The organism is Pseudomonas sp. GD04019, assembly GCF_029837695.1.
GTDB lineage: Bacteria > Pseudomonadota > Gammaproteobacteria > Pseudomonadales > Pseudomonadaceae > Aquipseudomonas.
Genome location: NZ_JAOEEA010000015.1, coordinates 63,205 through 88,985, shown reverse-complemented (window position 1 = coordinate 88,985; position 25,781 = coordinate 63,205). Strand labels below are relative to the sequence as shown.

The following is a 25,781-nucleotide window of genomic DNA, read 5'->3' as shown; positions in this document are numbered from 1 at the left end:
CCATGGAGACGCACTCGCATCCGTGAACTATAGACATTTATCGGATTTGCCAAGAGCTGGTACTGCCGTTCCGGATGGGCGGCGTACTGGCCTCTGGCTATCTCTATCTCGGTAGTTCCAGGCAGGCTGAGTCTGCCGAGGCAGCCCTCCGTTTTTGCCGAGGGCGTCTAGGCTGAACTTCGGGTCGAAATGTCCATGTTGTGCCGGGCGATGGAGCCCTGCGGGGGATTTGAATCATGGGGAACCGGTTATACGGATGTCGCTCGATCTTCGTCGCCATCTGCCTGGCATGTGCGTGGGGTGCTCATGCCGCCGAAGAGGCTGCGGTGGTCACGGCGGAGCCGGCAGAGCTGAAGGTCGCCAACCGCAGCATCATCCTGCTGCAGGCCACGCTGCTCGGCGAAACGCCGGAGGTGCGGGTCCGCCGTGCGGAAAACGTGATCGGCGAGGTGCTGGACGGCACCGAACATGCCGAGGTGAGCGTGGACAGCATCCAGGACGCCTACATGGTGCTGCTGGGTGACCGTCGCGCCTTCATCGTCACGCCCAAGGACCTCGACTCGGCCGACCTGGATGTGCGCCGCGCCGCCGAAGAGGCCGCCCAGCGCCTGCGTCGGGTGATCGGTGAGACCCAGGAGGCCCGCAACCTGCGCTTCCTGCTGATCGCCGGCAGCCTGACCGCGGTGGCCACGCTGCTGTTCATCGGCCTGCTGCGCCTGCTCGGCTATTGCCGGCGGCGCATGCTGTCCTGGCTGCCCAGCCAGGTGCATCGGCATACCAGCGCCCTCAAGGTCGGCCATACCCAGCTGATCGACAGCAGCAACCTGGTCGCGCTGACCCGGCGCCTGATCGGCCTGCTGTACTGGCTCCTGGTACTGCTGCTGGTGTACGAGTGGCTGACCTTCGTGCTGCAGCGCTTCCCCTATACCCGGCCCTGGGGCGAGAGCCTCAACCATTACCTGATCGGGCTGGTTCGCTATCTGCTCGACGCCATGGTCAGCGCCGTGCCGGGGCTGGTGATCGCGCTGCTGATCTTTTTCATCGCCCGCGGCTTCAGCGCCTTCAGCAAGCGCCTGCTGGAGCGCCTGTCCCGCCCCGGGACCATCAGCTGGCTGAACCACGAGACGCTGCAGCCCACCACCCGGCTGACCTCGCTGGCTATCTGGCTGTTCGCCCTGGCGATGGCCTATCCCTACCTGCCGGGTGCCGGTACCGAGGCGTTCAAGGGGCTCTCGGTACTGATCGGCCTGATGATCTCGCTGGGCGCATCCAGCGTGGTGGGGCAGGCGGCGGCCGGGCTGATCCTCACTTACACCCGCACCCTGCGGCCCGGCGAGTTCGTCCGCGTCGGCGAGCATGAGGGCACGGTGACCGAGGTCGGCATGTTCACCACCAGCATCCGCACCGGCCTGGGCGAGGTGCTGACCATCCCCAACTCGATGATCACCGGCTCGGTGACCAAGAACTACTCACGGGTGGTGCAGGGCGCCGGCTACGTGGTCGACACCGTGGTGACCATTGGCTACGACACGCCCTGGCGCCAGGTCGAGGCCATGCTGCTGGAGGCCGCGCGACGCACTCCTGGCGTGTTGCAGAGTCCGCGGCCCCAGGTGTTCCAGACCGCGCTGTCGGACTTCTACCCCGAATACCGCCTGGTGGCCCAGGCGGTGCCCAGCGAGCCGCGGCCGCGCGCCGAGCTGCTGACCATGCTGCACGCCCATATCCAGGACGTGTTCAACGAGCACGGCGTGCAGATCATGTCGCCGCATTACCTGGGTGATCCCGAGCAGGAGAAATGGGTGCCCAAGGAGCGCTGGTTCACCGCGCCCGCCCAGGCGCCGGAACAGGACGGCAAGCCATGAGCGAGTTCGCGCTCCATGCGCTGCGCTCCAACCCGGAACTCGCCGTGTTCCTGGCGATAGCGCTGGGCATGCTGGTCGGCCGCATCCAGGTGGGCAGCTTCCACCTGGGCTCGGTGGCCGGCGCGCTGCTGATGGGGCTGCTGATCGGCCAGGTGGGGCTGGAGGTGCCCCACGAGCTGAAGTCGGTGTTCTTCATACTGTTTATCTACGCGGTCGGCTTCAAGAGCGGACCGGAGTTCTTTGGCAGCCTGAACCGCGGCACCTTCAAGCTGGTGCTGTTCTCCGTGGTGCTGTGCGCCACCGCCCTGGGCGCGATCCTGCTGATGAATTCGATCTACGACTTCGACGCCGGCTTCACCGCCGGGTTGGGCGCCGGGGCGTTGACCGATACGGCGATCATGGGCACCGCCAGCAGCGCCATTGCCCAGCTGCCGCTGGACGAAACGGCCAAGGCCCAGCTCAACAGCCACATGGCCATCGCCTACGCCATCACCTACCTGTTCGGCACCATTGGCCTGATCGTCTTCGTCGGCAGCATCGCGCCGCGGCTGCTCAACGTCGACTTGCGCGCCTCGGCACGCGAGCTGGAACTGGAGCTAGGTATCACCAGCGACGATGAGTACATCAACGTGCCCTATACCCGCATCGTGGTGCGGGCCCACCGCGCCGAGGCGGGCGGGGCGGCGGGCAGCTCCATCGCCGATATCGAGCGGCTGCATCCGGGGCTGAGCGTCGAGCGGGTGGTGCGCGGCGGGCAGGTCATCGCACGCGATCCACAACTGGTGCTGCAGCAGGGCGACATCCTCGGTATCTACGCGCTGCGCGAGGCGGTCGGCGAGTTGCAGCAGTGGATCGGCCCGGAGGTGGACCACGCCGAGTCGATGTCCTTCCCGACCCGCGAGGCCGACATCGTGCTGACCTCGGCCGAACTGGCCGGCAAGACCATCCAGCAGATCAAGTCACGTTTGATCGGCAGCGAGCGCCTGGGTTGCTTCATCAACGGCATCACCCGTCAGGGGCTGCAGTTGCCGCTGCTGCCCAACACCGTGCTGCGCCGCGGCGACGTCATCTCGCTCGCCGGCCGTACCGCCAGCATCGAGGCCCTGGCTGCGCAGCTGGGGCGCATCCGCGAGAGCAGCTACAAGTCGGACATCGCGGTACACAGCCTGGGCATGGTGCTGGGCGCGCTGCTGGGCATGCTGTCGACCCATATCGGCATGATCCCCGTCGAACTGGGCGTTGGCGGTGGCGTGCTGCTGGTGGCGCTGCTGATCGGCTGGTTCAATTCGCGTCACCCGGATGTCGGCAACTTGCCGCCGGCCGCTCAGTGGGCCTTCTCCGAGTTCGGCCTGACGGCCTTCGGCGCCGTGGTCGGCCTGCTCGCCGGCCCCGCGGCGCTTGCCGCCATGCAGGAGCAGGGCGTGGCGCTGCTGATTTCCGGTGTGGTGGTGACGCTGCTGCCGCCATTGGTGGCACTGTACTTCGGGCGCTATGTACTGCGGTTGCACCCGATGATCCTGTTCGGCGCCCTGGCCGGCGCCCAGACCGAGGCGGCGTCGATGAACAAGGTCATGGAGCAGTCCGGCAGCAATACCCCGGTGATCGGTTTCACCGTCTGCTATGCCATTTCCAACGTATTGCTGGCCGTGTGCGGGCCGATCATCGTATTCGTCGCCAGCTGAACTATTTGGCCGCATCGACAGGAAGCGAAGGTCGACATGAGTTAGCCTGATCGCGCGTGCCCGAGCATGTGAATAGAACGACAGCCCGTTCCAGGGCGACATGAATTGACCGTGGAGTAGGGGAATGAGGCAACGGCTGCCCGCCTGGTTCAAAGCGCCACTCTTGGCCCTGGGGTTGCTCATCAGCCATCCGGCTTGGGCCGGCAGCGATGCGCCAGGCCAGCTTCCAGCCCTGGCCAAGGACCGCGAAGGTTATGCCGAGGCCGCTAGCTGCCTCGGCTGCCACGCGACTCAGGCCAAGCAGTGGAAGGACTCCGACCACGACTGGGCGATGCGCGAGCCCAGTGCCGGCAATGTGTTGGGCAATTTTGCCGACGCCCGTTTCGACGAGGCCGGTGTCTCCGCTCGTTTCTTCCGCAAGGGCGAGCACTATTACGTCAACATCGAAGGCGAGGACGGCAAGCCGGCGGACTTCCGCATTCTCTATACCTTCGGCTACTACCCGCTGCAGCAGTATCTGGTGGCCCTGCCCAGGGGGCGCCTGCAGGCGCTGACCATCGCCTGGGACAGCAGGCCGCAAGGCGAGGGCGGCCAGCGCTGGTTCTCGCTCTATCCGGGGCAGCGCTTTACCCCTGACGATCCGCTGCACTGGACCGGCCGCTACCAGAACTGGAACTCGATGTGCGCCGATTGCCACTCGACCCGCCTGCTCAAGCACTACGACGACCGCCAGGACAGCTTCGCCAGCACCTGGCACGAACAGAACGTCGGCTGCCAGAGCTGCCATGGACCGGGTCAGGCCCATGTGGACTGGGCGAAGAAGGCGCCATCGGGCGCCCGGAAGACCTACAGCGAGGCCAAGGAGGTGGGCCTTTCGGTCGACTTCAAGGCCCTCGGCAACCAGGGCTTGGTCGAGCAATGCGCCTTCTGCCACAGCCGCCGGCAGACCCTCGGCACCGGGCAGATGCCCGGTCACCCGCAGCTCGACCAAAGCCTGCCGGCCAGCCTGCGGGCCGACCTCTACCATGCCGATGGACAGATCGACGGCGAGGTTTACGAATTCGGCTCCTTCACCCAGAGCAAGATGTATGCGGCAGGTGTGGCCTGCACCGATTGTCACGATCCGCATAGCACTCAGGTACGCATCGAAGGCAACGGGCTCTGCACCCAGTGCCACAGCCCGCAACCGCCGCTGGGGCGTTTCCCGAGCCTGCAGGCAAAGAACTACGACAGCAAGGAGCACCACCAGCACGAGCCGGCCACGCCGGGGGCCCAGTGCGTCAACTGCCACATGCCGAGCAAGACCTACATGGTGGTGGACCCACGGCGTGACCACAGCCTGCGCATCCCGCGCCCAGACCTGGCGGCCAAGACAGGCAGTCCGGATGCCTGCACCAGCTGTCACCAGGGCAAGACGCCGGAGTGGGCGGCCAAGGCTATCGATGGCTGGTTCGCCACGCCTCAACGTCCCGCGCATTACGGCGAGACCTTCCATTCGGTGCGCAATGGCGATGGCATCGCCCTGAGCCTGCTCGGCCGGGTCCTGTCGGATCAGGGCAATTCGGCAATAGTTCGTGCCAGTGCCGCCGAGCAACTGGGCGAACTCGGCCCGGTAGCCGGCCTGAACCTGAGCTGGGCGCTGAAGGACAGCAGTGCCCTGGTCCGCGCATACGCCGCGTCCGGCTTCGCCAGTGTGCCGCCGGCCGAGCGTGTGCAACCCCTGCTGCCGCTGCTGCAGGACCCGGCGCTGGCGGTGCGCGACGAGGCGGTGCGGGCGCTGGCCGATGTGCCCACTGCCCAACTGCCGGCAAGCTTCGTGGCGCAGCTGACCGACTATGAGCGGCGCCTGCGTGGCAATGCCGACCTGCCCGGCGGCCGCCTCAACCTGGCGGTGTTGCTGTCGCGCCAGGGGCGCGATAGCGAGGCCATGGACGAGTATCGCCAGGCGCTGAAGCTGGACCCGTACTTCTCTCCGGCGCGGGTCAATCTGGTGACACTGGCCAACGATGCCCAGCGTCCGGACGAAGCGGAGCGGCTGCTGCGTGAAGGCATTGCGCTGGAAAAGATGCCAGCGCCCGACCGTGGCAATCTGGCCTACATGCTGGCGCTGCTGCTGGTAGAGCGTGGACAGACTGAAGAAGCACTGCAATGGATGGAGGAGGCGGCCGTCGCGCTGCCAGGCAATTCACGTATCCGCTACAACCAGGGGCTGCTGCTCGCGCAGCTGGGGCGCCGTGGCGAGGCATTGGATGCCTTGCGCACTGGCCTGCTTCAAGCGCCGGAGGATGCCGATCTGCTCTATACGCTGGTCTACCTACATGCCGCGGCGGGTGAGCGCGCAGAGGCCTACGAGTATCTCAAGCGCATGCGCGAAGCAGTGCCTGGCGATCCTCGGCTGCAGGCCATCGAGCGGCATTGGCAGTGAAGTGCGAGGGTTTCCCAACTGCACTGACCACTCATCCGAGAGCCACTGGCGGGTCAGGAGTAAGCGTCTAGATTGATCGAAACGCGGTGCCAAGCGGCTCCAGCCATTTCCAGGCATTGCCTGACCGATCAATGGAAGTGTTCGTCGGGGGAAGGATCATGACTGCGCGTGAGCAAATTGCAGCGCTCGAAGCCAGCGTGGCGGAAAAGGTACTAGGGCAAGCTGCCATCATTCGCCAGGTACTGCTGGGCATGTTGGCCAATGGCCACGTACTGCTGGAGAGCTTGCCTGGGTTGGCAAAGACACGCACGGTCAAGACGCTGTCCACTCATCTGGAAGCGCGCATGAGCCGCATCCAGTTCACCCCGGATCTGCTGCCCTCGGATATCACCGGCGGGGAGATCCTGCAGCAGACTGCAGAGGGCAGCCAGATCAAATTCCAGCCAGGTCCGCTCTTCGGCAACATCATCCTTGCCGACGAAATCAACCGTGCCCCGGCCAAGGTTCAAGCCGCACTGCTGGAGGCCATGGAGGAACGGCAGATCACGGTAGCCGGGCAGAGCTATCCCATGCCGCAGCTGTTCATGGTGCTGGCTACGCAGAACCCCATCGAACAGGAGGGTACCTACCCGCTGCCGGAAGCGCAGATGGACCGTTTCCTCATGAAGGTCCAACTGGACTACCCCAAGGCAGAGGATGAAAGCCAGGTGCTGCGTCTGCTGCGCGACGAAGAGCAGAAGGCCCAGTCCGCAGCCGCGGAGCATCTGCGCTTGAGCCAGGAGGTGGTGTTTGCCGCCCGGGGCGAAATCACCGCCGTGCATGTGGCGCCAGCCATCGACACCTACCTGATCGACCTGATCAACGCCACTCGCTATCCGGCGCAATATGACGAGGACCTGGCGCGCTGGATCCAGATCGGCGCCAGTCCCCGCGGCGGCATCAGCCTCGACCGCGTCTCGAGAGCGCATGCCTGGCTGAACGGCCATGACTTCGTGTCACCGGATGATGTGCGTGCGGTGCTGCATCCCGTCCTGCGCCACCGCTTGCTGCTTTCCTACGACGCCGTGGCCGACGGCGTATCGGCCGACCAGGTAATAGATCGCCTGCTCGACAAGGTGGCCATTCCGACCTGAGTTCCGGCGAGGAGTTGTACATGCAGCAGTTCGTCACGCCGGATGGCTTCGTTTACGTCTCGCTGGAGCAGCTGATGCGGCTTGAGCACAACGTGTTCGGCCTACGTTTTCAAGGCAGCCAGCCGCGCTCGAGCATTCTTTCCGGCAACCACGCCTCGCGCCTGCGCGGGCGCGGGCTGAACTTCGACGAGCTGCGCCATTACAACCCCGGCGATGACCTGCGCCACCTCGACTGGCGCGCCAGCCAGCGCTATGGCAAACCCTTCGTGCGCAGTTACACCGAGGAGCGTGATCGCCCCGTGCTGATCCTGGTGGACCAGCGCATGAACATGTTCTTCGGCTCGCAACGCAGCTTCAAATCCGTTACCGCCGCGGAACTGGCCGCGCTCTCGGCCTGGATGGCCTTTCACGGGGGTGACCGGGTCGGTGGTTTGGTGTTCAACGACAGCTGCATCGAGCGCGTCAGCCCCGTGCGCAGCCGTAGCCGGGTGGAGGCTTTGTGCGCGGCCATTGTCCGGCAGAACCAGGCACTGGCCGCCGATCTGCCCGACACGGAGAACGAGCCGCAGTTGGACCGTGCGCTACAGACCTGTCTGGCAATGGCGGGGCATGACCATCTGATCTGCCTGATCAGCGACTTCGCGGGCGCCGGGCCGCGCACCCTGCAGCTGATGCGCCAGTTGTCCGCGCACAACGATGTGATCGCCATGCAGGTGTACGATCCTTTGGCGCTGAACCTGCCCAACCAAGGGCGGATCATGGTCACTCAGGGTGCGTTGCAGGTGGAGCTGGAAATCGAGCGCCGCCAGGTACACCTGCCATTGGGCGATTTTCTCAGCGGCCGGCTCAAGGAGGTGGCCGGTCTGCTGCGGCGCAGCCAGGTGCCGCTGATGATGATCAGCACCGGCGCGCAAACTCACGAACAGCTGCGCAGCGAACTGGGCAGGGCGAGCGGAGGGCGGCGATGAGCACGGACAACACGCCGCATCTCGATCAGCTCAAGGAACTGGCCTTGCCCGCGCCGCCGGTCAGTTACTGGCCGCAGACCTGGGGCTGGCTGGTGCTGGCTAGCCTACTGCTGCTTGCCTTGGCAGCCTGGGGCATCTGGTGCTGGTGGCGCTGGCGACGAGACCGCTACCGGCGCGAGGCTATTGCCCGCCTCGCCGAGATAGAGCGGGCGCTGGGCGACGACGCGCGTCGTTTGGCCGCGCTGCGCGAGCTGCCGGAGCTGCTCAAACGCGTGGCCCTGTCGATGCCGGATCGGCCGCAGGTCGCCACCTTGCACGGCAGTGCCTGGCAGCATTTCCTGCAACAGCGCAGCCCAACCCCACTGCCGGAGGATTTCAGCCACCACCTGGCCACGCTGGCCTATGCTCCCGCGCCGCACCTGGCGACCTGGTCTCGCGAGCAGCAGCAGACGCTGCTGGCGCACGCCCGACGCTGGATCGAGACCCATCATGTGGCAGTTTGACTATCCCTGGGTCGTGTTGCTGTTGCCGCTGGCGCTGTTGGGGTTGCGCTACCTCCGCCCCTACCGCGAGGCGCGCAGCGCCGTGCGGGTACCGTTCTTCGCCGCCATGAGCCGCGCCGCCGGGCAGACACCGGCGGCCTCCGGGGCAGGTGGCAACGCCTGGCAGCTGGGGCTCAACCTGGTGGTATGGACGCTGCTGGTGCTGGCCTGTGCCCGCCCGGTGCTGGTGGCAAAGCCCCTCGAGCACACGCAGCCGGTGCGCGACCTGATGCTGGCCATCGATATTTCCCAATCGATGGAGACGGCTGACTACACCAATGCCGCCGGTCAGCGGGTGGATCGCCTGAGCGCGGTCAAGGAAGTGGTGAAGGGCTTCATCGACAAGCGCAAGGATGACCGCCTGGGCCTGATCGTGTTCGGCACCGGCGCCTATCCCCAGGCGCCGCTGACCCTCGACCATGCCAGTCTGCAACTGCTGCTGGAGGAAATCGCCACCGGCATGGCCGGTCCCGATACCGCCGTAGGCGACGCCATCGGCCTGACCATCAAGATGCTTGCCGCGGCGAAGGAGCAGGACAAGGTGCTGATCCTGCTCACCGACGGCAACGACACCGGCAGCGCCATCACCCCCGAGCATGCGGCGCAGATGGCCGCGGACCAGGGCATCGTGGTGCACACCATCGGCATTGGTGATCCTAGCGCCACCGGTGAGGCCAAGGTCGACCTCGACATCCTGCAATCCATCGCCAGCACCACCGGCGGGCAGTTTTTCCGTGCCGATGATCGCGCCGCGCTGGATCAGGTCTATTCCACGCTCGATCGCCTCACCCCGCACAAGGTGCACAAACTCAGCCACCAGCCCAAACGTGACCTGTTCTGGTGGCCGCTCGGCGCCGCCATGCTGTTGCTGGCGGCCTATCAACTGCTCGCCGCCCTGCGCGCCCGCCTGACCAGGGCAGGGCAGGCACTGCAGGCGACGGGGGAGGTGTGAATGGACATCGACCTCGCCGCCTTCCACTTTTTGCGTCCGCTCTGGTTGCTGCTGGCGCTGCTGGGCATTGCCCTTCTGGTGCTCTGGAATCGCGCACGCCACTCGGCGCTGCGGGCCGTGCCGATCGCCCCGCACCTGCTCAAATCCTTGCTAACCAAGCCCGGCGACACTCATCGTCTGCGCCCGATCCACCTGCTGGCAGCCTTGCTGATCCTCGGCGGGCTGGCGGCGGCAGGCCCCACCTGGCAGCAGGATCGCCCGGACTTCCTGGAAAATCGTGCCCCGTTGATCCTCGCAGTCGACCTATCGCCCTCGATGGACGCCAGCGACGTGCCACCGTCGCGTATGCAGGCGGTCAAGCACAAGATGCACGACCTGATCCAGCGCCGTGCCGGGGCCAAGACCGGGCTGATCGCCTATGCCGGAACCGCCCACCTGGTGCTGCCCGCAACCCAGGACCCGCAACTGCTCGATACTTTCCTGCAGGCGCTGAGCACCGAGCTGATCGAGACGCCCGGCAAGGATGTGGCCGGGGTGATCGAGCAGGCCAAGCGCCTGCTGGCCGCCGAGGACTCGCCGGGCACCCTCCTGCTGCTCACCGATGGCGCCGAGGTGGGGCAACTGGATGAAGTGGTCGACAGCCTCAAGCAGAGTGACCTGCAGGTGCTGATACTGGCCGTCGGCAGCCAGAATGGCGGCATGCTGCGCGACGCAGAGGGCCAGCCACGGGTCGATGCCAACGGGCGTCCGCTACTGGCCCAGTTCGACGCCGAAGCCTTGAAGCAGCTGTCCCGCGCGGCCGATGCCCCGCTCGGCAGCCTGACCTTGGACGACGATGATCTGGAGTGGGTCGAGCTGCACGCTCAGCAGCACCTGCAGGCCGCCAACGGCGATGACGAGCAGGTTTACTGGAAAGACGCGGGCTACTGGCTGTGCTGGCCGCTGGCGCTGATCGCCTTCTTCGGCGTACGCCGGGGGTGGAGCGTCAACTGGCTCGCCGGCCTGCTGGCTGTCGCCTTGGGCGGATTCGGCACGCCAGCGCAGGCCGGCGCGCTGGCCGATGCCTTCTTCACCGCCGACCAGCAGGGCCGCTGGGCCTTTGAGCATGGCCACTTCCCGCAGGCCGCCAAGCACTTCCACGACCCGTACTGGAAGGGCCTGGCCGCCTACCGCTCGGCCGACTACGACACCGCGCTGGCCAGCTTTGCCCGGCTCGACAGTGCGCCGGCTTACTTCTACCTGGGCAATACCTATGCCCACCTGCTCAAGTACCCGGCGGCCATCGCCGCCTACCGCCAAGCCTTGGAACTGCAGCCGCAGTTCCCCGAGGCCAGTGCCAATCTGGCGCTGGCCATTGCCCTGCAGAAGGACTTCGAGGAACAGCAGGAAGTAGCTCCCGAGATGGCGCCGGACAAGATCGAGTTCGACAAGCAGGCTGGCAAGGGCAAGAAGGCCGAGATCAGCGCCCAGCAGAGTGCTTCCGATGCCCTGTGGCTGCAGAACCTGACCACCTCGCCGGCCAAGTTCCTGCAACAGAAGTTCCGCATCCAGAGTGCGCGCCAGCAACCAGGGGGCACGCAGCCATGAAGCGTCTGCTGCTGGTCCTGCTGCTCGGCCTGGCGCCGCTGTCCGTCGTGGCCGAGCCCCAGGTGCTGGTGGAGACCCGGCTAGTGCCGGATGACAAGCCACTGGTCGGCAGCAACCTGCAATTGCAGGTCGATGTGCTGACCGACACCTGGTTCACCGATGCACCGCAGTTACCGATATTCGATCTACCTGGCGCGCAGGTCACACCGCCCAGCAGCGAGGCGACTCACCTGACGTTCCAGCGTGACGGCGTGACGCTGTTTGGCCTGCGTTTCAACTACCAGATCACCCCCAACCAGGCCCAGCCGTTTCACATCCCGGCCTTAGCCGTGATTGCCAGCCCGGGGCAGGGCAGCGGGCCGGTGACGGTGCGGACAGCTCCGGTGGACTTCGTCGCCAGCCAACCGGAAGGCATCGCCACGGGACAACAGGTGCTGATGGCCCGGCGTCTGACCTTCACGCAGCAGATCGAACCCTCGCACACGCCACTGCGGGTGGGCGACAGCGTGGTGCGCCGTCTTGTCTTGGAGGCCGAGGACACGCAGGCCATGCGCATTCCGCCCCCCGAGTTCGTCGACATCGATGGCCTGCAGCGCTACGTCAAGCCGCCGCAGGTGGGGCCACTGGACGATGGGCGCGGCAATGTGACCGGCGGGCGGCGGGTGGATGCAGTCAGCTACGTGGTCAAGCAGCCCGGCGACTACCAACTGCCGGTTATCGAGGTGCAGTGGTGGGACGTGGCGGCCAAGCAGATGCGCACCGCCCAGGTGGCGGCAAAATCCCTCAAGGTCAGCGCCGGCCAAGCCTATCAAGCGCCGTTTTCGATCGCCGCAGACTTGCAGGCGCTGGGCCAGGGTGCGCGTATCCACATTGCGCAGCACTGGCTGCTGTCGGTGGTGGTTCTGGCACTCGCCGGACTGGCCGCATATTGGGGCCTACCGGTATGGCGGCGTGGCAAGGCAGCCTGGAAGGCCTGGCGCATTCGCCGTCAACACACTTACCGGCAATCCGCCACATTCGCCTGGCGGCAGATACCCGACCAGCTCCGAGCTAGCCCCGCGCAGCTCGGCGCGCTGTACCTGTGGGGCCGGCGAAGCCTGGGCGCACGGACGCTCGCCGCCATGGCCAAGGAAATATCCAACCCCGCTGCGCAGCGACTGCTAGCGTTTCTCAGGGCCTGCTACGGTCCAGAGGCCCGGCCGGATGCGGCGGGCGCGGAACTGCAGCAGGCACTGCCGGCGTTGAAGCGTAGCCTCCAGCGGCGGGTGGGGAGCCCGTCCCGCCATGGGCTGCTTCCCTTGAACCCTCGCCAGCCGTTGGCCGGCAACACTTACGGGGACGAACGATGAACAGACATTCGCATGCCCACATCGCCTGGCGCTGGCTGCTCGCGCTCCTGCTCGCGCTACCACTGCTGACCAGTGCCGCCGATCCGCTACCGGCTTGGCAGGACGGCCCATCGAAACAAGCCATCACCCGGTTTGTCGCGGCGGTGACCGAGGAGGGCGCCAAGGGCTATGTGCCGCCGGCCGAGCGCATCGCCGTGTTCGACAACGACGGCACTCTGTGGAGCGAGCAACCGATCTACTTCCAGGTGCAGTTCGCCTTCGACGAGGCCAAGCGCCTGGCGCCCGAGCACCCCGAGTGGAAGACCACCCAGCCGTTCAAGGCCCTGCTCGAAGGCGACCAGAAGACTCTGGCCGCCAGCGGCATGGACGGGCTGATGAAGATCGTCGGTGCCACGCACACCGGCATAAGCAGCGAGGAATTCTCCTCCCGAGCCAAGGCCTGGCTGGCCAAGGCGAAGCATCCGAAAACGGGTAGGCCATACACCGAGATGGTGTTCCAACCGATGCTCGAACTGCTCGACTACCTGCGCGCCAATGGCTTCAAGACCTACATCGTTTCCGGCGGTGAGGTGGTGTTCATGCGGGCGTTCGCCGAGGAGGTGTACGGCATACCGCCGGAGCAGGTGATCGGCACCACCTTCGCCACCGACTTCGAGGCCAAGGGCGGCACCTTGCTGATCCAGCGCCAGCCCAAGCTGCTGCACAACGACGATGGGCCAGGCAAGCCGGTGAGTATCGATCAGGTCATTGGCCGCCGGCCGATCCTCGCCTTCGGCAACTCTGACGGCGACCTGCAGATGCTGCAGTGGACCGCCGCGGGCGATGGCCAGCGTTTTATGGGGCTGGTGCACCACACAGATGGCCAGCGGGAGTGGGCTTACGACCGGGAATCCCATGTCGGAAAGCTGGACAAGGCGCTCGATGAGGCCAAGGCAAACGGCTGGACGATAGTGGACATGGCCAAGGAGTGGCGGCGCGTGTACCCGTTCGAGCAACCCTGATTTCGAATAGCGGCGTGCCGCGGCGTACGAGCCGAGGCGTGCCAGGAATCCATCGACCGAGCCGGAGTTGGAGGCTGTTCTGGCTCGGTCGCCATGGAGCGTCAAGGCCCAACATTCCGCCTAGGTCTTGATAGCTGCAAGCAGTTCGCAGGCGATGAACGACCAAACTTGCATTTAGGAGTCACCGATGAAACGGACCATCTTGGCCTTAGCAGCCGTAGCTGCAATCGGCGCAGGGGGGCCTACTCAGGTCCTGGCGCAAACGGAAAAACCCAATATCGTCGTGATCTGGGGCGATGATATCGGCGTTCACAATGTCAGTGCCTATAACCTGGGCGTGATGGGTTACCAGACACCCAATATCGATCGCATCGGTAAGGAGGGCATGCAATTCACCCACGCCTACGCACAGAACAGCTGCACTGCGGGGCGGGCTTCATTCATCCTCGGGCAGCACCCGTTCCGCACGGGCTTGCTGACCATCGGTATGCCTGGTTCCGAGCACGGCATCCCCGACTGGACCCCTACCATTGCCGACCTGCTCAAGGAGCAGGGCTACGCCACCGGCCAGTTCGGCAAGAACCACCTGGGCGACCGCGACAAGCACCTGCCCACCAAGCACGGTTTCGATGAGTTCTTCGGCAACCTCTACCACCTCAATGCCGAGGAGGAACCGGAGGGTTACTACTATCCGAAGGACCCAGAGTTCCGCAAGAAATTCGGCCCCCGTGGGGTGATCCACGCCACTGCCGACGGCAAGATCGAAGACACCGGCCCGCTGACTTCCAAGCGCATGGAGACCATCGACGAAGAAGTGCACACCAAGGCGATGGACTTCCTCGAGCGCCAGGTCAAGGCCGATAAGCCGGTATTCATGTGGTACAACACCACACGCATGCACATCTGGACCCACCTGAAGAAGGAGTCGGTGGGCAAGACCGGCGTGGGCCTCTACCCGGACGGCATGGTCGAGCATGACGGCTATGTCGGCCAGGTGCTCGACAAGCTCGATGAGTTGGGCATCGCCGACAACACCATTGTCATCTACAGCACCGATAACGGCGCAGAGTCCGTTTCATGGCCGGATGGCGGCATCACACCGTTCATGGGCGAGAAGGGCAGTACCTGGGAGGGCGGCTTCCGCGTGCCGATGATGGTGCGCTGGCCTGGCAAGATCAAACCGGGGCAGATCTCCGACGCGATCATTTCCCAGGAAGACTGGATGCCGACTCTGGTGGCAGCGGCCGGTGAGGCAGATGTGGTCGAGAAGCTGAAAAAGGGCTACAAGGCCAATGGCCGCGACTTCAAGGTCCATCCGGACGGCTATAACTTCGTGCCTTTCCTGACCGGCGAAAACAAGGAAAGCCCACGCAAGGAAATCTATTACTTCGGCCAGGGCGGAGAGTTGAATGCGGTGCGGGTTGGCGATTGGAAAATCCATTTCGCCACTGTCGACGGCAATATCGCCACCGGCACGCGCAAGGTCACCTCATGGCCGCTGATCATCAACCTCAAGGCCGATCCCTACGAGAAAATGTGGGAGGAGGGCTCGTTGGGTTACCTGCGCTGGTATGCCGATCAGATGTGGACCTTCGTGCCGGTACAACAGAAGCTCCAGCAGTTCATGGCCACCATCCCGGAATACCCCTATCAGTCCGGCGAGAGCCTGAACGCGGCGGGTATCAGCTACCAGACGCTAAAGGTTCAGGAAGTGATGCAAAGGCTCAAAACGCTGAGCCCGCCGAGAAACTGACCAGCAGGTCGTAGGCGAGCAACGCCCTGACATGGTCAGGGCGTTTTTCTATGCGAGATCCAAACAGGTTTGCGGGGATCAGCGGCAAATCCGCCATCCAGCTGAAACGGCCGGTTAATGTTCCTGACGGACTAAAAAAAGGAGCGTCGCAACCGCTCTTCTTGCGAAGCAAACGCCCCTTCCAGCCCAGGAAAGCCAACCGTTGAAAGATGGCCATGAGCCACTGCCAGGCCCTTTAGATCGCGGCCTATATGCCACCCGTCGCGTTCAAATGAGATAGAAGCAATTCCCCCGCGCAAAATTTGCGGCGTAAATCTCCTCTACTACGCTCCTCTAGTCATGGCTGGGACGGCAGTACCTGAATGGTAGTTGCCATGCATCGCGCAACTGCGTCTTTACCCCCAAGGGTGCTCATGTGCCAGTAGTACCGTGACAGCCATATTCAGCAGGGGAGGCTCTATGCGCTATATCGGTACCTACAAGACTCGTACAGCCTATAAAGCGATCCTGGCGTCCAGCCTGGCGCTGTTGTTGACTGATCATGCACGGGCCGGCGGCATCCTTATCTATGAGGCGGGCCAGGAGGGCGCCGGGCTGGCCAACGCCGGCTCCGCCGCGCTGGCCAGCGATCCCAGCGTGCTGATGAGCAATCCCGCCGGCATCACCGAGCTCGCGGGCACGCAAGTCAGCGCCAACGCCCAGGTGATCCTCGGCCAGCTCCGCTTCTCCCGCGACGATGACAACCAGTTCGACGGCAACGAAGGTGGCAACTCGCTGGAGTGGCTGCCGGGTGCCAGCCTGTTCATCAGCCATCAGCTCAATGAAACCTCGGCCATCGGCTTCGGCATGTATGGCAACTTCGGCCTGGCACTGGATTATGACGACGACTGGGCCGGCCGCTATTTCACCCAGGAGGCGGCGATCATCGGTGTGTCGTTCCAGCCGACCATCGCCCACCAGTTCACCGAGCAGCTTTCGGTCGGCATCGGCCCGCGTTTCATGCTGGGCTACTACCGCACCGAGCTCGCCATCAACAACAACCTGCTCGGGCTCAATGACAACCCCGACGGGCAACTGGAATACCAGGACACGGACGTCGGCACCGGGGTCAATCTCGGCCTGCTCTACACGCTCGACGAGCGCACCCAGCTTGGCCTGGCCTACACCAGCAAGGTCAAGCTGGAGTTCGAGGACAAGCCGGACGTCGACGACGTCAGCAATCCCATCATCAACGCTGCCCTGAACCGCGTGAGTGTGGACTCGCTGGAACTCGACATGAACGTGCCGCAGACCGTGCAGCTAAGCGTGGCGCACCAGCTCGATGCGCAATGGAAGCTGCTCGGCAGCTTGGGCTGGCAAGACTGGAGCGAATTCGGCGAGTTCGGCGTGGAGGTGGATGCCAATGCCGGTGGCGTCGACCGCACCGTCGACCGCCAATACAAGGATACCTGGCATGCCTCCATCGGCACTCAGTACCAGGCCACCCGGCAGCTGCGCTGGAGCCTCGGTCTGGGCTACGACAGTTCGGCCGTGGACGACGAAGACCGCACCGTCGACAACCCCATGGGCGAGGCCTGGCGCTTCGCCACCGGCCTGAACTACCAGCTCGATGAAGGGCTCGACCTGCACCTGGCGTACACATTGGTGTGGCTGGGTGACATGGACGTCGAACAGACCAAATCGCGCTCGGGCACCACGCTCTCCGGCAGTTACGAAGACGCGGCCCTGCACGTCATCGGCGGCGGGGCGACCTGGCGCTTCTGAGCGGATATCGCGCAAGCAACAGAATCATTACTCACAGCAACATCGTTCAGCAGGAGCACCACCATGACGTTGAAGCCGATAGCGTTCGCTCTGTGCCTTGCCACTCTGGGAGTCGCGGGCTGCGCCAGCAAATATATAGCGCCCGACCAATACTCGGGTTTCCTCCAGGATTACAAACCACTGCAGGAAGAGAAATCTCCCTCCGGCGCGGCGGTGATGCGCTGGATCAAGCCGGGGATCAATGTCAACGAATTCACCAGCGTCTACATCGAGCCGAGCCAGCTCTACCCGAAACCCCAGGCGACCGAAAAGATCCCGCAGAGCACGCTGCAGGGCATCACCGATTACTACGATCAGGTCCTGAAAACCCAGTTCTCCAAGGTGCTGCCGCTGGCCAGCGCGCCGGGGGAGGGCGTACTCGTGGTGCGACCGGCGATCACCGCCGTCAGTGCATCGACCAAAGGCCTGCGCCCCTATGAGGTGATCCCGATAGCCCTGGTGGCCGCCGGCGTCAGTGCCGCTGCCGGCATCCGCGACCAGGACACCAGCATCGCCACCGAAGCGGCCTTCATCGATGGCAGCAACCAGGAGGTGGTCGCCCAGGTGGTGCGCAAAGGCGCCGGGGCCGAACTCGACAACTCGGCCCAGGTGATGACCGCCAATGACGCCAAGGCGGTGCTCGATGGCTGGGCGCGGGACATGGTTCATTCGTTCGAAGCATTGAAAGCCAAGTAAGTGCAGGGCACCACGCATACGCCGGACCACTGGCGCTGCGACCGCCCCCACGCGATCAACGACGAGACTCTGCGCCTGGCGAAGCTAACCGCTTCTCCAACCGCGGCTACTACGGCTCGCTTAACCACAACGTCAAAGCCACCTACGTGCTGCACCTAGGCTGGTTCATCGGCAACCCCGCCGACGCGCTGGAGCAGCTGGGCTATCAGGCCGAGAGTGGGCCTTGGCGCAACTTCTACCTGACCGGTGCCCAGGAGCTGCGTAACGGCGTGCAGAAACTGCCGACGCCGGACACTGCCAGCCCCGACACCGTCAAGGCGATGGACCTGGACCTGTTCTTCGACTACCTGGCCATGCGCTTGAAAGGGCCGGAGGTTGCAGACAAGCACATAACTCTCAATCTGGAATTCACGGACTTGAACCAGAAGTACGTGCTGGAAATGGTCAACGGTGTGCTCAATCACACAGAGGGCTTACAGTCGAACCAGGCCGATGCAACCATAACCCTGACCCGCGATACCCTGAACAAGATCATGCTCAAGCAAACCACGTTGAAAGACGCGGAAGGTTCGGGCGAGATCAAGGTCCAGGGCGAACAGGGCAAGCTGGAGGAGTTGATGAGCTACATGGACAGCTTCGACTTCTGGTTCAACATCGTTACCCCCTAATGCTCAAAACCCGAAGGCAAACCATTGGCAATCGTGCAGGGATGTGAAAGTGGGACTTTGAAGAAAGTGGGACTATTCCGTTTTTAAAAGTTTTGCAATATTGAGGCTCATTTCTATTCCAATTCCCTCTTAAACTCACCTCTATTTCGTTCCGTTGAGCGCTGCATTATCTCGATCACTTCTATATCTCAGCGCGTAATGAAAGTCCCACATTTCCCTCTGGAAGACAATTTGGATCTCGACGAGATCTGGAAGGTAGTTTGGAACTCTTGAGGGTTCCCTTCCGATAACCGTTGGGCTAGAGCTCTTTGTTGAAAAAATCGCTTCCTCGTCAGAATTATACTTGGTCCGGTTTGCTCAAGTCCTGTCCAGTCTCGATAGCGCATATTGCGATTAACATGGGAGTAAAATTTCAAAAAGATATTACGCGCCCAGAATTCTGGACCTTAATTGATTCATAACCTGATCACAGGGAATGGATCATGCCAGCGCTTGGGCTAGAACCTACCGTAGTAAAGAGAAAGAAGGGGCAGAACGAGTATCTGATTTGGAGCGCCAAGGCTGGCGCAGCCCTAACTTTGTACGAAAAATCCCACGTCCTATATCTCCTCCGCCAAGAATTTAGTCCCCACGTGACAGCATTGAGCGGAGAGGCCTTTCAGTTGAAGACCCCTTATGGGACAGCTGTTATGCCCATTTCTGCGAGTCTTGGAGACCAACTGAAGTTAGCCATATTTGACTCTCCTCAATTGGTAGTGCAGCAGGTGGCCGCTCTTTGCGAGCAAAGAGGATGGATCTTGGATGTCATCACCACCTCACAACATACGGACTCCAGCCACGAATTCTGGAATTTGCTCGAGATGCAGCAATGGCTTCTCAGGTGGGGAGGCGGTGTCCGAGAGAAAGACATTCAGATATTTGCCAGGAGTATGCGTTCAGGCCATTCATTTGCGCTGCAACAGCAATTGTCAAGCGAAGATGCCGTTAATCAATTGACAATGATTTATGAGTTGGTGCGGCGAGGGCGACTGGTCCCTCAGGATATTTGTACAAGGCGAATTTGTCAGGACAGTATCTTTTTAGTTCGTGGTGATTAGAAATGACCCAAGCGCGATTTTCGATATCGGAGCTTAGAGACTCCGGTCTTGATATTGATAGTTGGCCAGAGCCAGAGACAAGCGCGCTGTCGGCTAAAGAAAGAGGTCTAGTCGATAAGAAGATTGCTGCCGTTAAATCTTATTTCAAGGATGGCCTTACACTTTTTGAAGTCAGGAATAAATACGGAATTACCAAAAGCACCTTGTACAGATTGATTGAGCGTGGTCAACGCATCGTCGATGGCCAACCCCTCGGATTCTTGGGTGCTATGCCATATATACGGACTAGACCGCGCAAGGATTTAGAAAATAAACTAACTGACAAAGGCAAAGAAAATAAGAGTGGAATTTTTTCAAGATTACTAAACACGTACCCATCATTGAGCGAAGAGCTCTCTAGCTTGGTAGAGATTTATAGAAAAAAACAAAAAAGAATTTCGGATCTTCATCAGTCGTTTCTAGACGCCTGCCGAGATCAGGGCGTTGGGGATAAGGACTACCCATTCAGCGAAGCCGACCTCGCTAGGCGGACATTTGAAACGCATCTCAAAGCTAAATATAGGGAACGTCAGGCGGAGATTGAGCTTGAGAGTGCAAGCAGAATTTCTGAAAGGATTGAGCCAACCGAAGCGCTTGATGAAGTAGAAGTAGACGGCCATCAAATAGATCTTCGATTAGTTATAGAGGATTATGACCTCTATGGAGAGCCGGTTAGATATGAGATTCTTCGCGTATGGCTAATCCTAGTTATTGATGTATTTACTAGATGCGTATTGGGATACAGCATCGCTTTAGGGAAAAACTACGACCAGCAGGATGTTCTCTCAGCTATCTTCAATGCCTTGGCGCCGCACAGCAGACCAAAAGCAGTTATCACGAATGCATTATACGAACAAAGTGGTGGTTTTCCCTCTGAGCGCGGAGATGAATTTGCGTGGGCCACATGGCGGTGTATCAAGCTGGACAATGCACTTTCGCATAAAGCTATTCGGGTAAAGGAAATACTCGATAAGAAGGTGGGGTGTTTAGTTGATTACGGTCCGCCTCATCAGCCAAACGCGCGCAGTATAGTTGAGCGATTCTTTAGGTTCATAGCAGATAATTTCTCTCATCGACTGATTGGAACTACCGGCTCAAGCGTTAAAGATCCAGTTAGAGAGGCGTTATCGCCATCCTCCAACTCTGGACTATCGCTGTTAATGACACTAGACGAACTCCGACACGGTATCGATATCGTTCTATCAGATTATAACGGACGACCTCATTCTGGTGTATTTGGAAATTCGCCTTTAGAGCTTTTTACCTCGCGGCTCGCGAGGAGGCAACTCTTGATCGGGAAGCTCAAGCCTGAGGATCGCAACGAATACGACTTCATGAAAAGAGTTCAGATTGCGACGGTTCGATCTTCGAGCAAAGAGACAGGGGCGTATATTAATTTTGCCAATGTAAAGTACAAAGACCCCCTGATTCTAAGAAGTGATCTAACCGGTCGAAAAATTCAAATCACGTACGATGTTAGGGATATTTCCCATGTTCGCGCTTATACGATGGATGGCAAATTTATTGGTCCGCTTAAAGCGAGTGGACCATGGGGCAGGGAGCAACACTCTCTGCAGCTCCGGCAGACATTATTCAAGGCGTTCCGAGACCGAGCTATAAGATTCAAAGTCGGGCAAAGTTTATTGGATGCTTGCAATCAACTACGTAATCGGACCGGAAGGAGTCTGACGACGAATACTGCTCATTACGAAATAATTCAATCACTTAAGACGCAGGAAAAATCTGGGCCTGATAAATCTATGTCGGCGGACATTAAGCCACTTGTTAAAGAAGCTGTGGCTATGCCTTTAACCAAAATCTTTGTTTCCTAGGGGGTGCTAATGAACATTGCTGATCTGCCTCCTGCAGATATTGATATGGAAGATCACCCAATCAATACCGAGCGCTATTTAATACCTACTCAGCCTATCGGTAGGTTAATGGCTGTATTGGAGAAGATTGTACGCCGCCGAACGTCTGGATTACTCATACATGGCCGGCCTCGCTATGGTAAATCCAAGGCGATCAAATACTGCTCAAATGCAATAAAGGATATATTCCCTGGGCTTCCTGTATGTATATTCAGTGCACCAGAAAAAATGACCGCTTCCGAGGATGCTTTTTACTCGCAGTTATTACAAGCGCTAGGCCATAAACAGTTAGGCGGAAAGCCGCACGAAAAGCGCCAGCGCATTCTGAATCTTATCTATGAGCGCTCGTGTCGGTATAAGAGGAGGATGTTCCTTCTTTTTATCGACGAGGCTCAAAAATTTTTCGACAAGCACTTTGAGTGGCTCAGAGATATCTATGATAATTTGGAGCTACATTTTGAGGTGCGACTGGTTGTGGTTCTTGTAGGTCAGCCAGAACTCGTCATTGTAAAAGAGCAGTTTCTTAGTGCGCGTAAGCAGTCAATTATTGCGCGCTTCATGATTCAGGATATGGAGTTTCAAGGGCTCAGCTCGGCTCAAGAAGTTGCAGAGTGTCTAGGCTGCTATGATGCAGCCGTGTATCCAGCGGACACAGATTGGACTTTCACCAGGATATTTTTCCCAAAAGCATTCGCCAACGGCTTTAGGCTGGGCAACTATGGGCAGCAGTTTTGGCGTATTTTTGGATTGCATCATAATGAGCATGGTCAGATTAGTGACCTAAGCATTCCAATGAGATTCTTTACGAAGACTATCGAGATATTTTTCACTGAGTATAAGCATCTAGATGATATAAGTTTTTTGTTAACAGATGAGCTAATCAATGAGGTGATTTCAGAGACTTGGTACTACCTTTATCAGAAGGATGTTCGGCAAATGGACTATTTAGATAGCTGATGAAAATTGTTCCTTTTTCCTGCATTCAGTCGCATTTCTGCGAACTGCTCAATCACGCCGCGTCTTGTGGGGTTTGAATCTGCGTATTCTATTCTTAGCAGATTTGCATCTGCCAATGTTGTATCTGGAGCTGCCGTGGTTGGCATGTTCAAGAACCATAGCGAGAGATTTCGAAGTTATCGTTCTCGCACGAATAACTTATCCAGCTTATATTCAGTAAATATTGGTGCTTTCGAAAGGGAGCTTAGTTTGGCAAAGAGGGAAGTTTATGACTTGTTTTTAACGCCAAACTACCTGCACGATCACTGGTCATTGTGTGGTTTGCTTCGATTTTGTCCTTGTTGCATGTCGCAGGGCGTTCACTATGCAGTTTTTCAGTTCGATAAATTAGTTAACTGTCCGATTCATAAGGTGCCGCTTGAGGTGGCCTGTAGATTTTGCGGCGCCGCAACACCGTACACCTTGAATTCGCAGACATTCAGAACCCCTTTTGGCTGCGCGAGTTGCAAGTGTTCGTTGCTGCAGGGCGACTATCGCATGTCGAGTTCAGCTCTCCAGGCGGCGAGTGGATTGCCGCTGGAAGTAGAGCGAATTTACAAGACATTCAGCGCCATGGCTGGCAGCCGGCTTTGCATGCCACTTTTAGGAGCCAGTAGAGTGCGCGCTGGGCAAGTTATTCCGGCGATGCGACTTGAAGTGGACTGTGGCGAAGAAGAGGAGCAATTTTTCTCAAGTATGGTGAGCGCGCCCATGCCTCATTCCATTCTGCGGTTTGACTTTATTAGTCGAGTCTGCCAAACGGATTTGCCACATCCTCCCGAAGTTGGAGGCAGCGAGTTCACGTTGCTCGTTGACGAATTGGCATCAGTATTGAAATCGCTCATCCGACACAACTGCTTTGTTGAGCATGTCTCTACAAGAACCGTAGCATTGGTCTCTGATAACGATCTTATCGAACACACGGTTCAATCTCTTACAAATAGTATCGAAGGGCTCAAAGTCCTGGTGTCGTGGCGAAGGCTGTGGTGTGTGAACGCCACGTTTCGAGGGCGTGCGGCTATCGGCTACGCGATTTCGTCTTGGTTGGGGCGCTTTTGCCAAGAGAGCCGGACGCTAGCGCTTTCCGCCAAGGAGCGTTCATGGTTGGCTAAGCATGCTTTTGCCGATGAGGTACTGCACTCGCTAACTGAGTTTCGTCGCAATCGCAAGCTTGACGCAGGGCTCCCCATCAGTGACCAGACCGCTTATGTGGCGCCCTGTTGGGCGGTCGAAGTGGATGAGGATGACCCAGAAATTCGCAGGATCAGTTACACGCGCCAGGCGGCTGTTTGACGCTCATAAAACTCAACTTTTGGTTTTCTTTTTTGCACGGCCCGCAGCTTGCCGCTCCAGAAGCTCGCACCGAGTCAGTAGTTCCTGGCGCTGCTGTTCTGATTGCGCGTAGGCGGTCTGCTGCATGTCCAGCTCAGTCGCCTTGTGGTTTAACTGTTGCTGAAGGGCCCGCTGCTCGCGCAGCTGCTGCTGCGCTTCGCTTAGCAAGCGGGCGTTGTCGCGATTGAGTTGTGTGAGTTCGTCCTGCTTGATCATTAGAGTCTGTTGCAGCTGGCGTATCTCGGCCTGAAGCTGGCTAGTCTGGGCTTCATGGCGGCGCTGCTCCTGTTCACGCTGCTCCTTGCTGGCCTGGCGGTAATGCTCCATGCCATCACGAGCGTGCTGATGCATGTTTTCAAGCGACTGGATGCGCTCATCGCGCTCCCGCACTCGCACCTCCAGATCCTGCAGGGATTGCAGCATTCGGGCGTTATCGACTTCGACGGCTTGTCGCTGTTGCTGCTCCTGGAGAATCAACTCTTGGGCCGCTTGCAGCTGTAGAGCCAAGCCTGAGTGCTGAGATTCGATGTCTCGCATCCGGGACTCAAGCACGGCTGATTGCTGCTGTACTGCAGCGCGCTCGCGTAGGAGCGCTTCATGGGCCTGGGCGACGGATTGCTGAGCCTCTTGCTTCAATTGCTCCAGAAGCTGCTCCATGAGATTCGTTAGCGGAGCGCTTAACGCGGCACTGGATGTGGCCTGCTCGCTGGCTTCCAGTTCCTTCAAATAGCGGTGGATGGTGGTCTTGGAGCCGGTGTTGCCCAGCTCGACACGCACTGCATCAATGCTGGGGTGAATGCCGCGAGCGAGGAGGGCATGCCTGGCTTTCTGCACGACCGCTTTGTTGATTCCACCGCGGGCCATAAGTGGGTCTCCTGACGATTTCGTTCCGTGGTACGTACCATGTAAGTACATGGCATCTTATCAAAATTTTCCTTTGTGACCCGCTTGTATTCTAGAATTGAGTAATCACGAATTATCCAAGGTGAAGCGGCGTTTTCGTCGTTTGACGCTCGCTCACCGGTACACCAAGGGGATGTGCTCAGATGAGCCAGGAGGTTGAGCGGTACCTGCAGGCCGGCACTCGCGCCAACACGCGACGCAGCTACCAGCAGGCGCTTGAGCATTTCGAGGTCACTTGGGGCGGCTTCTTGCCGGCGACCAGCGATGCCATCGTGCGGTACCTGGTCGACCACGCCGCCACACTGTCCAGCAACACCTTGAAGCTGCGTCTGGCGGCATTGGCGCAGTGGCATGTCAGTCAGGGCTTTCCGGATCCGACCAAGACCCCTCTGGTCCGCCAGATCTTCAAGGGGATCCGTACCCTGCACCCTCGCCAGGAGAAACAGGCCGAGCCCTTGCAGCTGCGTCAGCTCGAGCAATGCGTGCTTTGGTTGGAGCGATCCGGTGAGCGTGCACGCGCTGAGGACGATTGGCCGCGACTACTGCGCTGTTGCCGCGATCGTGCACTGGTCCTGATTGGCTTCTGGCGGGCGTTCCGCAGTGATGAGTTGTGCCGCCTGCAAGTCGAGCACATCCAGGTGCGGGCCGGGGAGGGGATGCAACTGTTTCTGCCGTGGAGCAAAGGCGACCGCGACAACCAAGGCCAGACCTTCAGCGCGCCGGCGTTGGCCAGGCTGTGCCCAGTACAAGCTTACGTCGACTGGATCAGCGTGGCGGGCATCGCGCGTGGGCCGGTATTCCGTGGAATTGATCGCTGGGGGCATTTAGGTGAGCAGGGTTTGCACCCAAATAGCGTTGTCCCACTCATGCGCGCCGTACTGCAGGCGGCAGGGCTGCCTTCGGAGCTGTACAGTAGCCACTCGCTGCGCCGCGGGTTTGCCACCTGGGCCACCCGCAGCGGCTGGGATCTCAAAGCGCTGATGCAGTACGTAGGCTGGAGCGATGGCCAATCCGCATTGCGCTATGTGGAGAGCACAGGCGTGTTCCCTGGGCAGCTGAGTGCGCTACAACACATCTCAAACTGGCCCGAGGGACTGCCATAAGACCGCCTTCCGCGGCCCC

Annotated in this window: 21 protein-coding genes; 19 read left to right on the top strand and 2 right to left on the bottom strand. The window is 60.4% G+C overall.

From position 1 onward, the window contains the following. Window positions 1–236: 236 nt before the first annotated feature. From N7607_RS20910 to N7607_RS20860, 11 genes are all read left to right on the top strand, one after another. Window positions 237–1,862, top strand: a complete 1,626-nt coding sequence (locus tag N7607_RS20910) for a mechanosensitive ion channel family protein (RefSeq protein WP_279868566.1) — start codon at window positions 237–239, stop codon at window positions 1,860–1,862. Beyond that, the gene (aspT, locus tag N7607_RS20905) at window positions 1,859–3,544 is read left to right on the top strand and encodes an aspartate-alanine antiporter (RefSeq protein ID WP_279868567.1); all 1,686 of its coding nucleotides are present in this window, start codon (window positions 1,859–1,861) and stop codon (window positions 3,542–3,544) included. Before N7607_RS20910 ends, aspT begins: the two co-directional genes overlap by 4 nt. Before the next feature lie 124 nt (window positions 3,545–3,668). Further along, complete coding sequence (locus N7607_RS20900) at window positions 3,669–5,969, top strand: tetratricopeptide repeat protein (protein ID WP_279868568.1); 2,301 nt, start codon at window positions 3,669–3,671, stop codon at window positions 5,967–5,969. A gap of 158 nt (window positions 5,970–6,127) precedes the next feature. After that, entirely contained in the window at window positions 6,128–7,102 is a 975-nt protein-coding gene (locus N7607_RS20895) for a MoxR family ATPase (protein ID WP_279868570.1), read from the top strand. Between the two features lie 20 nt (window positions 7,103–7,122). Further along, complete coding sequence (locus N7607_RS20890) at window positions 7,123–8,070, top strand: DUF58 domain-containing protein (RefSeq protein ID WP_279868572.1); 948 nt, start codon at window positions 7,123–7,125, stop codon at window positions 8,068–8,070. Then, window positions 8,067–8,573, top strand: a complete 507-nt coding sequence (locus N7607_RS20885) for a DUF4381 domain-containing protein (protein ID WP_279868573.1) — start codon at window positions 8,067–8,069, stop codon at window positions 8,571–8,573. The genes N7607_RS20890 and N7607_RS20885 overlap by 4 nt, the downstream gene beginning before the upstream one ends. After that, entirely contained in the window at window positions 8,560–9,564 is a 1,005-nt protein-coding gene (locus N7607_RS20880; RefSeq protein ID WP_279868576.1) for a VWA domain-containing protein, read from the top strand. The genes N7607_RS20885 and N7607_RS20880 overlap by 14 nt, the downstream gene beginning before the upstream one ends. Continuing rightward, window positions 9,565–11,151 carry a VWA domain-containing protein gene (locus N7607_RS20875; protein ID WP_279868578.1) on the top strand — a complete coding sequence of 529 codons (1,587 nt, stop codon included), beginning with the start codon at window positions 9,565–9,567 and terminating at the stop codon, window positions 11,149–11,151. It begins immediately after the preceding gene. Then, window positions 11,148–12,500 (top strand): hypothetical protein, encoded by a 1,353-nt coding sequence (locus N7607_RS20870; RefSeq protein ID WP_279868580.1) that lies wholly within the window; start codon window positions 11,148–11,150, stop codon window positions 12,498–12,500. Before N7607_RS20875 ends, N7607_RS20870 begins: the two co-directional genes overlap by 4 nt. Beyond that, the gene (locus tag N7607_RS20865; RefSeq protein ID WP_279868582.1) at window positions 12,497–13,501 is read left to right on the top strand and encodes an HAD family hydrolase; all 1,005 of its coding nucleotides are present in this window, start codon (window positions 12,497–12,499) and stop codon (window positions 13,499–13,501) included. The genes N7607_RS20870 and N7607_RS20865 overlap by 4 nt, the downstream gene beginning before the upstream one ends. Window positions 13,502–13,688: 187 nt before the next feature. Then, the gene (locus N7607_RS20860; RefSeq protein WP_279868585.1) at window positions 13,689–15,254 is read left to right on the top strand and encodes an arylsulfatase; all 1,566 of its coding nucleotides are present in this window, start codon (window positions 13,689–13,691) and stop codon (window positions 15,252–15,254) included. Here N7607_RS20860 and N7607_RS20855 read toward each other — a convergent pair. Next, on the bottom strand, window positions 15,226–15,471 hold the full coding sequence (locus tag N7607_RS20855; RefSeq protein ID WP_279868587.1) for a hypothetical protein: 246 nt from the start codon (window positions 15,469–15,471) through the stop codon (window positions 15,226–15,228). The genes N7607_RS20860 and N7607_RS20855 overlap by 29 nt on opposite strands. A gap of 242 nt (window positions 15,472–15,713) precedes the next feature. Between N7607_RS20855 and N7607_RS20850 the strand changes: the two genes are divergently transcribed. From N7607_RS20850 to N7607_RS20820, 7 genes are all read left to right on the top strand, one after another. Further along, on the top strand, window positions 15,714–17,018 hold the full coding sequence (locus N7607_RS20850) for an OmpP1/FadL family transporter (protein ID WP_279868590.1): 1,305 nt from the start codon (window positions 15,714–15,716) through the stop codon (window positions 17,016–17,018). 63 nt (window positions 17,019–17,081) lie between these two features. Beyond that, complete coding sequence (locus N7607_RS20845; protein WP_279868592.1) at window positions 17,082–17,753, top strand: DUF3313 domain-containing protein; 672 nt, start codon at window positions 17,082–17,084, stop codon at window positions 17,751–17,753. Further along, window positions 17,705–18,421 (top strand): alkyl sulfatase C-terminal domain-containing protein, encoded by a 717-nt coding sequence (locus N7607_RS20840; RefSeq protein WP_347881178.1) that lies wholly within the window; start codon window positions 17,705–17,707, stop codon window positions 18,419–18,421. The genes N7607_RS20845 and N7607_RS20840 overlap by 49 nt, the downstream gene beginning before the upstream one ends. Before the next feature lie 482 nt (window positions 18,422–18,903). Then, complete coding sequence (locus N7607_RS20835) at window positions 18,904–19,518, top strand: hypothetical protein (protein ID WP_187805749.1); 615 nt, start codon at window positions 18,904–18,906, stop codon at window positions 19,516–19,518. 2 nt (window positions 19,519–19,520) lie between these two features. Continuing rightward, window positions 19,521–21,389 (top strand): Mu transposase C-terminal domain-containing protein, encoded by a 1,869-nt coding sequence (locus N7607_RS20830; RefSeq protein WP_187805750.1) that lies wholly within the window; start codon window positions 19,521–19,523, stop codon window positions 21,387–21,389. Window positions 21,390–21,398: 9 nt separating this feature from the next. Further along, entirely contained in the window at window positions 21,399–22,385 is a 987-nt protein-coding gene (locus N7607_RS20825; protein WP_187805751.1) for an ATP-binding protein, read from the top strand. 6 nt (window positions 22,386–22,391) lie between these two features. Next, complete coding sequence (locus N7607_RS20820; protein ID WP_279868598.1) at window positions 22,392–23,717, top strand: TniQ family protein; 1,326 nt, start codon at window positions 22,392–22,394, stop codon at window positions 23,715–23,717. Between the two features lie 12 nt (window positions 23,718–23,729). On the opposite strand, the gene N7607_RS20815 is transcribed toward N7607_RS20820, so the two are convergent. Then, window positions 23,730–24,620, bottom strand: a complete 891-nt coding sequence (locus tag N7607_RS20815) for a DNA-binding protein (protein ID WP_187805753.1) — start codon at window positions 24,618–24,620, stop codon at window positions 23,730–23,732. Between the two features lie 182 nt (window positions 24,621–24,802). On the opposite strand from N7607_RS20815, the gene N7607_RS20810 reads away from it, so the two are divergent. After that, on the top strand, window positions 24,803–25,762 hold the full coding sequence (locus N7607_RS20810) for a site-specific integrase (protein ID WP_187805754.1): 960 nt from the start codon (window positions 24,803–24,805) through the stop codon (window positions 25,760–25,762). The last annotated feature ends 19 nt before the right edge of the window (window positions 25,763–25,781 follow it).

Coding starts and splice junctions, on each gene's coding strand:
- N7607_RS20910 (WP_279868566.1), top strand. CDS start 237: ATGGGGAACCGGTTATACGGATGTCGCTCGATCTTCGTCGCCATCTGC.
- aspT (WP_279868567.1), top strand. CDS start 1,859: ATGAGCGAGTTCGCGCTCCATGCGCTGCGCTCCAACCCGGAACTCGCC.
- N7607_RS20900 (WP_279868568.1), top strand. CDS start 3,669: ATGAGGCAACGGCTGCCCGCCTGGTTCAAAGCGCCACTCTTGGCCCTG.
- N7607_RS20895 (WP_279868570.1), top strand. CDS start 6,128: ATGACTGCGCGTGAGCAAATTGCAGCGCTCGAAGCCAGCGTGGCGGAA.
- N7607_RS20890 (WP_279868572.1), top strand. CDS start 7,123: ATGCAGCAGTTCGTCACGCCGGATGGCTTCGTTTACGTCTCGCTGGAG.
- N7607_RS20885 (WP_279868573.1), top strand. CDS start 8,067: ATGAGCACGGACAACACGCCGCATCTCGATCAGCTCAAGGAACTGGCC.
- N7607_RS20880 (WP_279868576.1), top strand. CDS start 8,560: ATGTGGCAGTTTGACTATCCCTGGGTCGTGTTGCTGTTGCCGCTGGCG.
- N7607_RS20875 (WP_279868578.1), top strand. CDS start 9,565: ATGGACATCGACCTCGCCGCCTTCCACTTTTTGCGTCCGCTCTGGTTG.
- N7607_RS20870 (WP_279868580.1), top strand. CDS start 11,148: ATGAAGCGTCTGCTGCTGGTCCTGCTGCTCGGCCTGGCGCCGCTGTCC.
- N7607_RS20865 (WP_279868582.1), top strand. CDS start 12,497: ATGAACAGACATTCGCATGCCCACATCGCCTGGCGCTGGCTGCTCGCG.
- N7607_RS20860 (WP_279868585.1), top strand. CDS start 13,689: ATGAAACGGACCATCTTGGCCTTAGCAGCCGTAGCTGCAATCGGCGCA.
- N7607_RS20855 (WP_279868587.1), bottom strand. CDS start 15,471: ATGGCCATCTTTCAACGGTTGGCTTTCCTGGGCTGGAAGGGGCGTTTG.
- N7607_RS20850 (WP_279868590.1), top strand. CDS start 15,714: ATGCGCTATATCGGTACCTACAAGACTCGTACAGCCTATAAAGCGATC.
- N7607_RS20845 (WP_279868592.1), top strand. CDS start 17,082: ATGACGTTGAAGCCGATAGCGTTCGCTCTGTGCCTTGCCACTCTGGGA.
- N7607_RS20835 (WP_187805749.1), top strand. CDS start 18,904: ATGCCAGCGCTTGGGCTAGAACCTACCGTAGTAAAGAGAAAGAAGGGG.
- N7607_RS20830 (WP_187805750.1), top strand. CDS start 19,521: ATGACCCAAGCGCGATTTTCGATATCGGAGCTTAGAGACTCCGGTCTT.
- N7607_RS20825 (WP_187805751.1), top strand. CDS start 21,399: ATGAACATTGCTGATCTGCCTCCTGCAGATATTGATATGGAAGATCAC.
- N7607_RS20815 (WP_187805753.1), bottom strand. CDS start 24,620: ATGGCCCGCGGTGGAATCAACAAAGCGGTCGTGCAGAAAGCCAGGCAT.
- N7607_RS20810 (WP_187805754.1), top strand. CDS start 24,803: ATGAGCCAGGAGGTTGAGCGGTACCTGCAGGCCGGCACTCGCGCCAAC.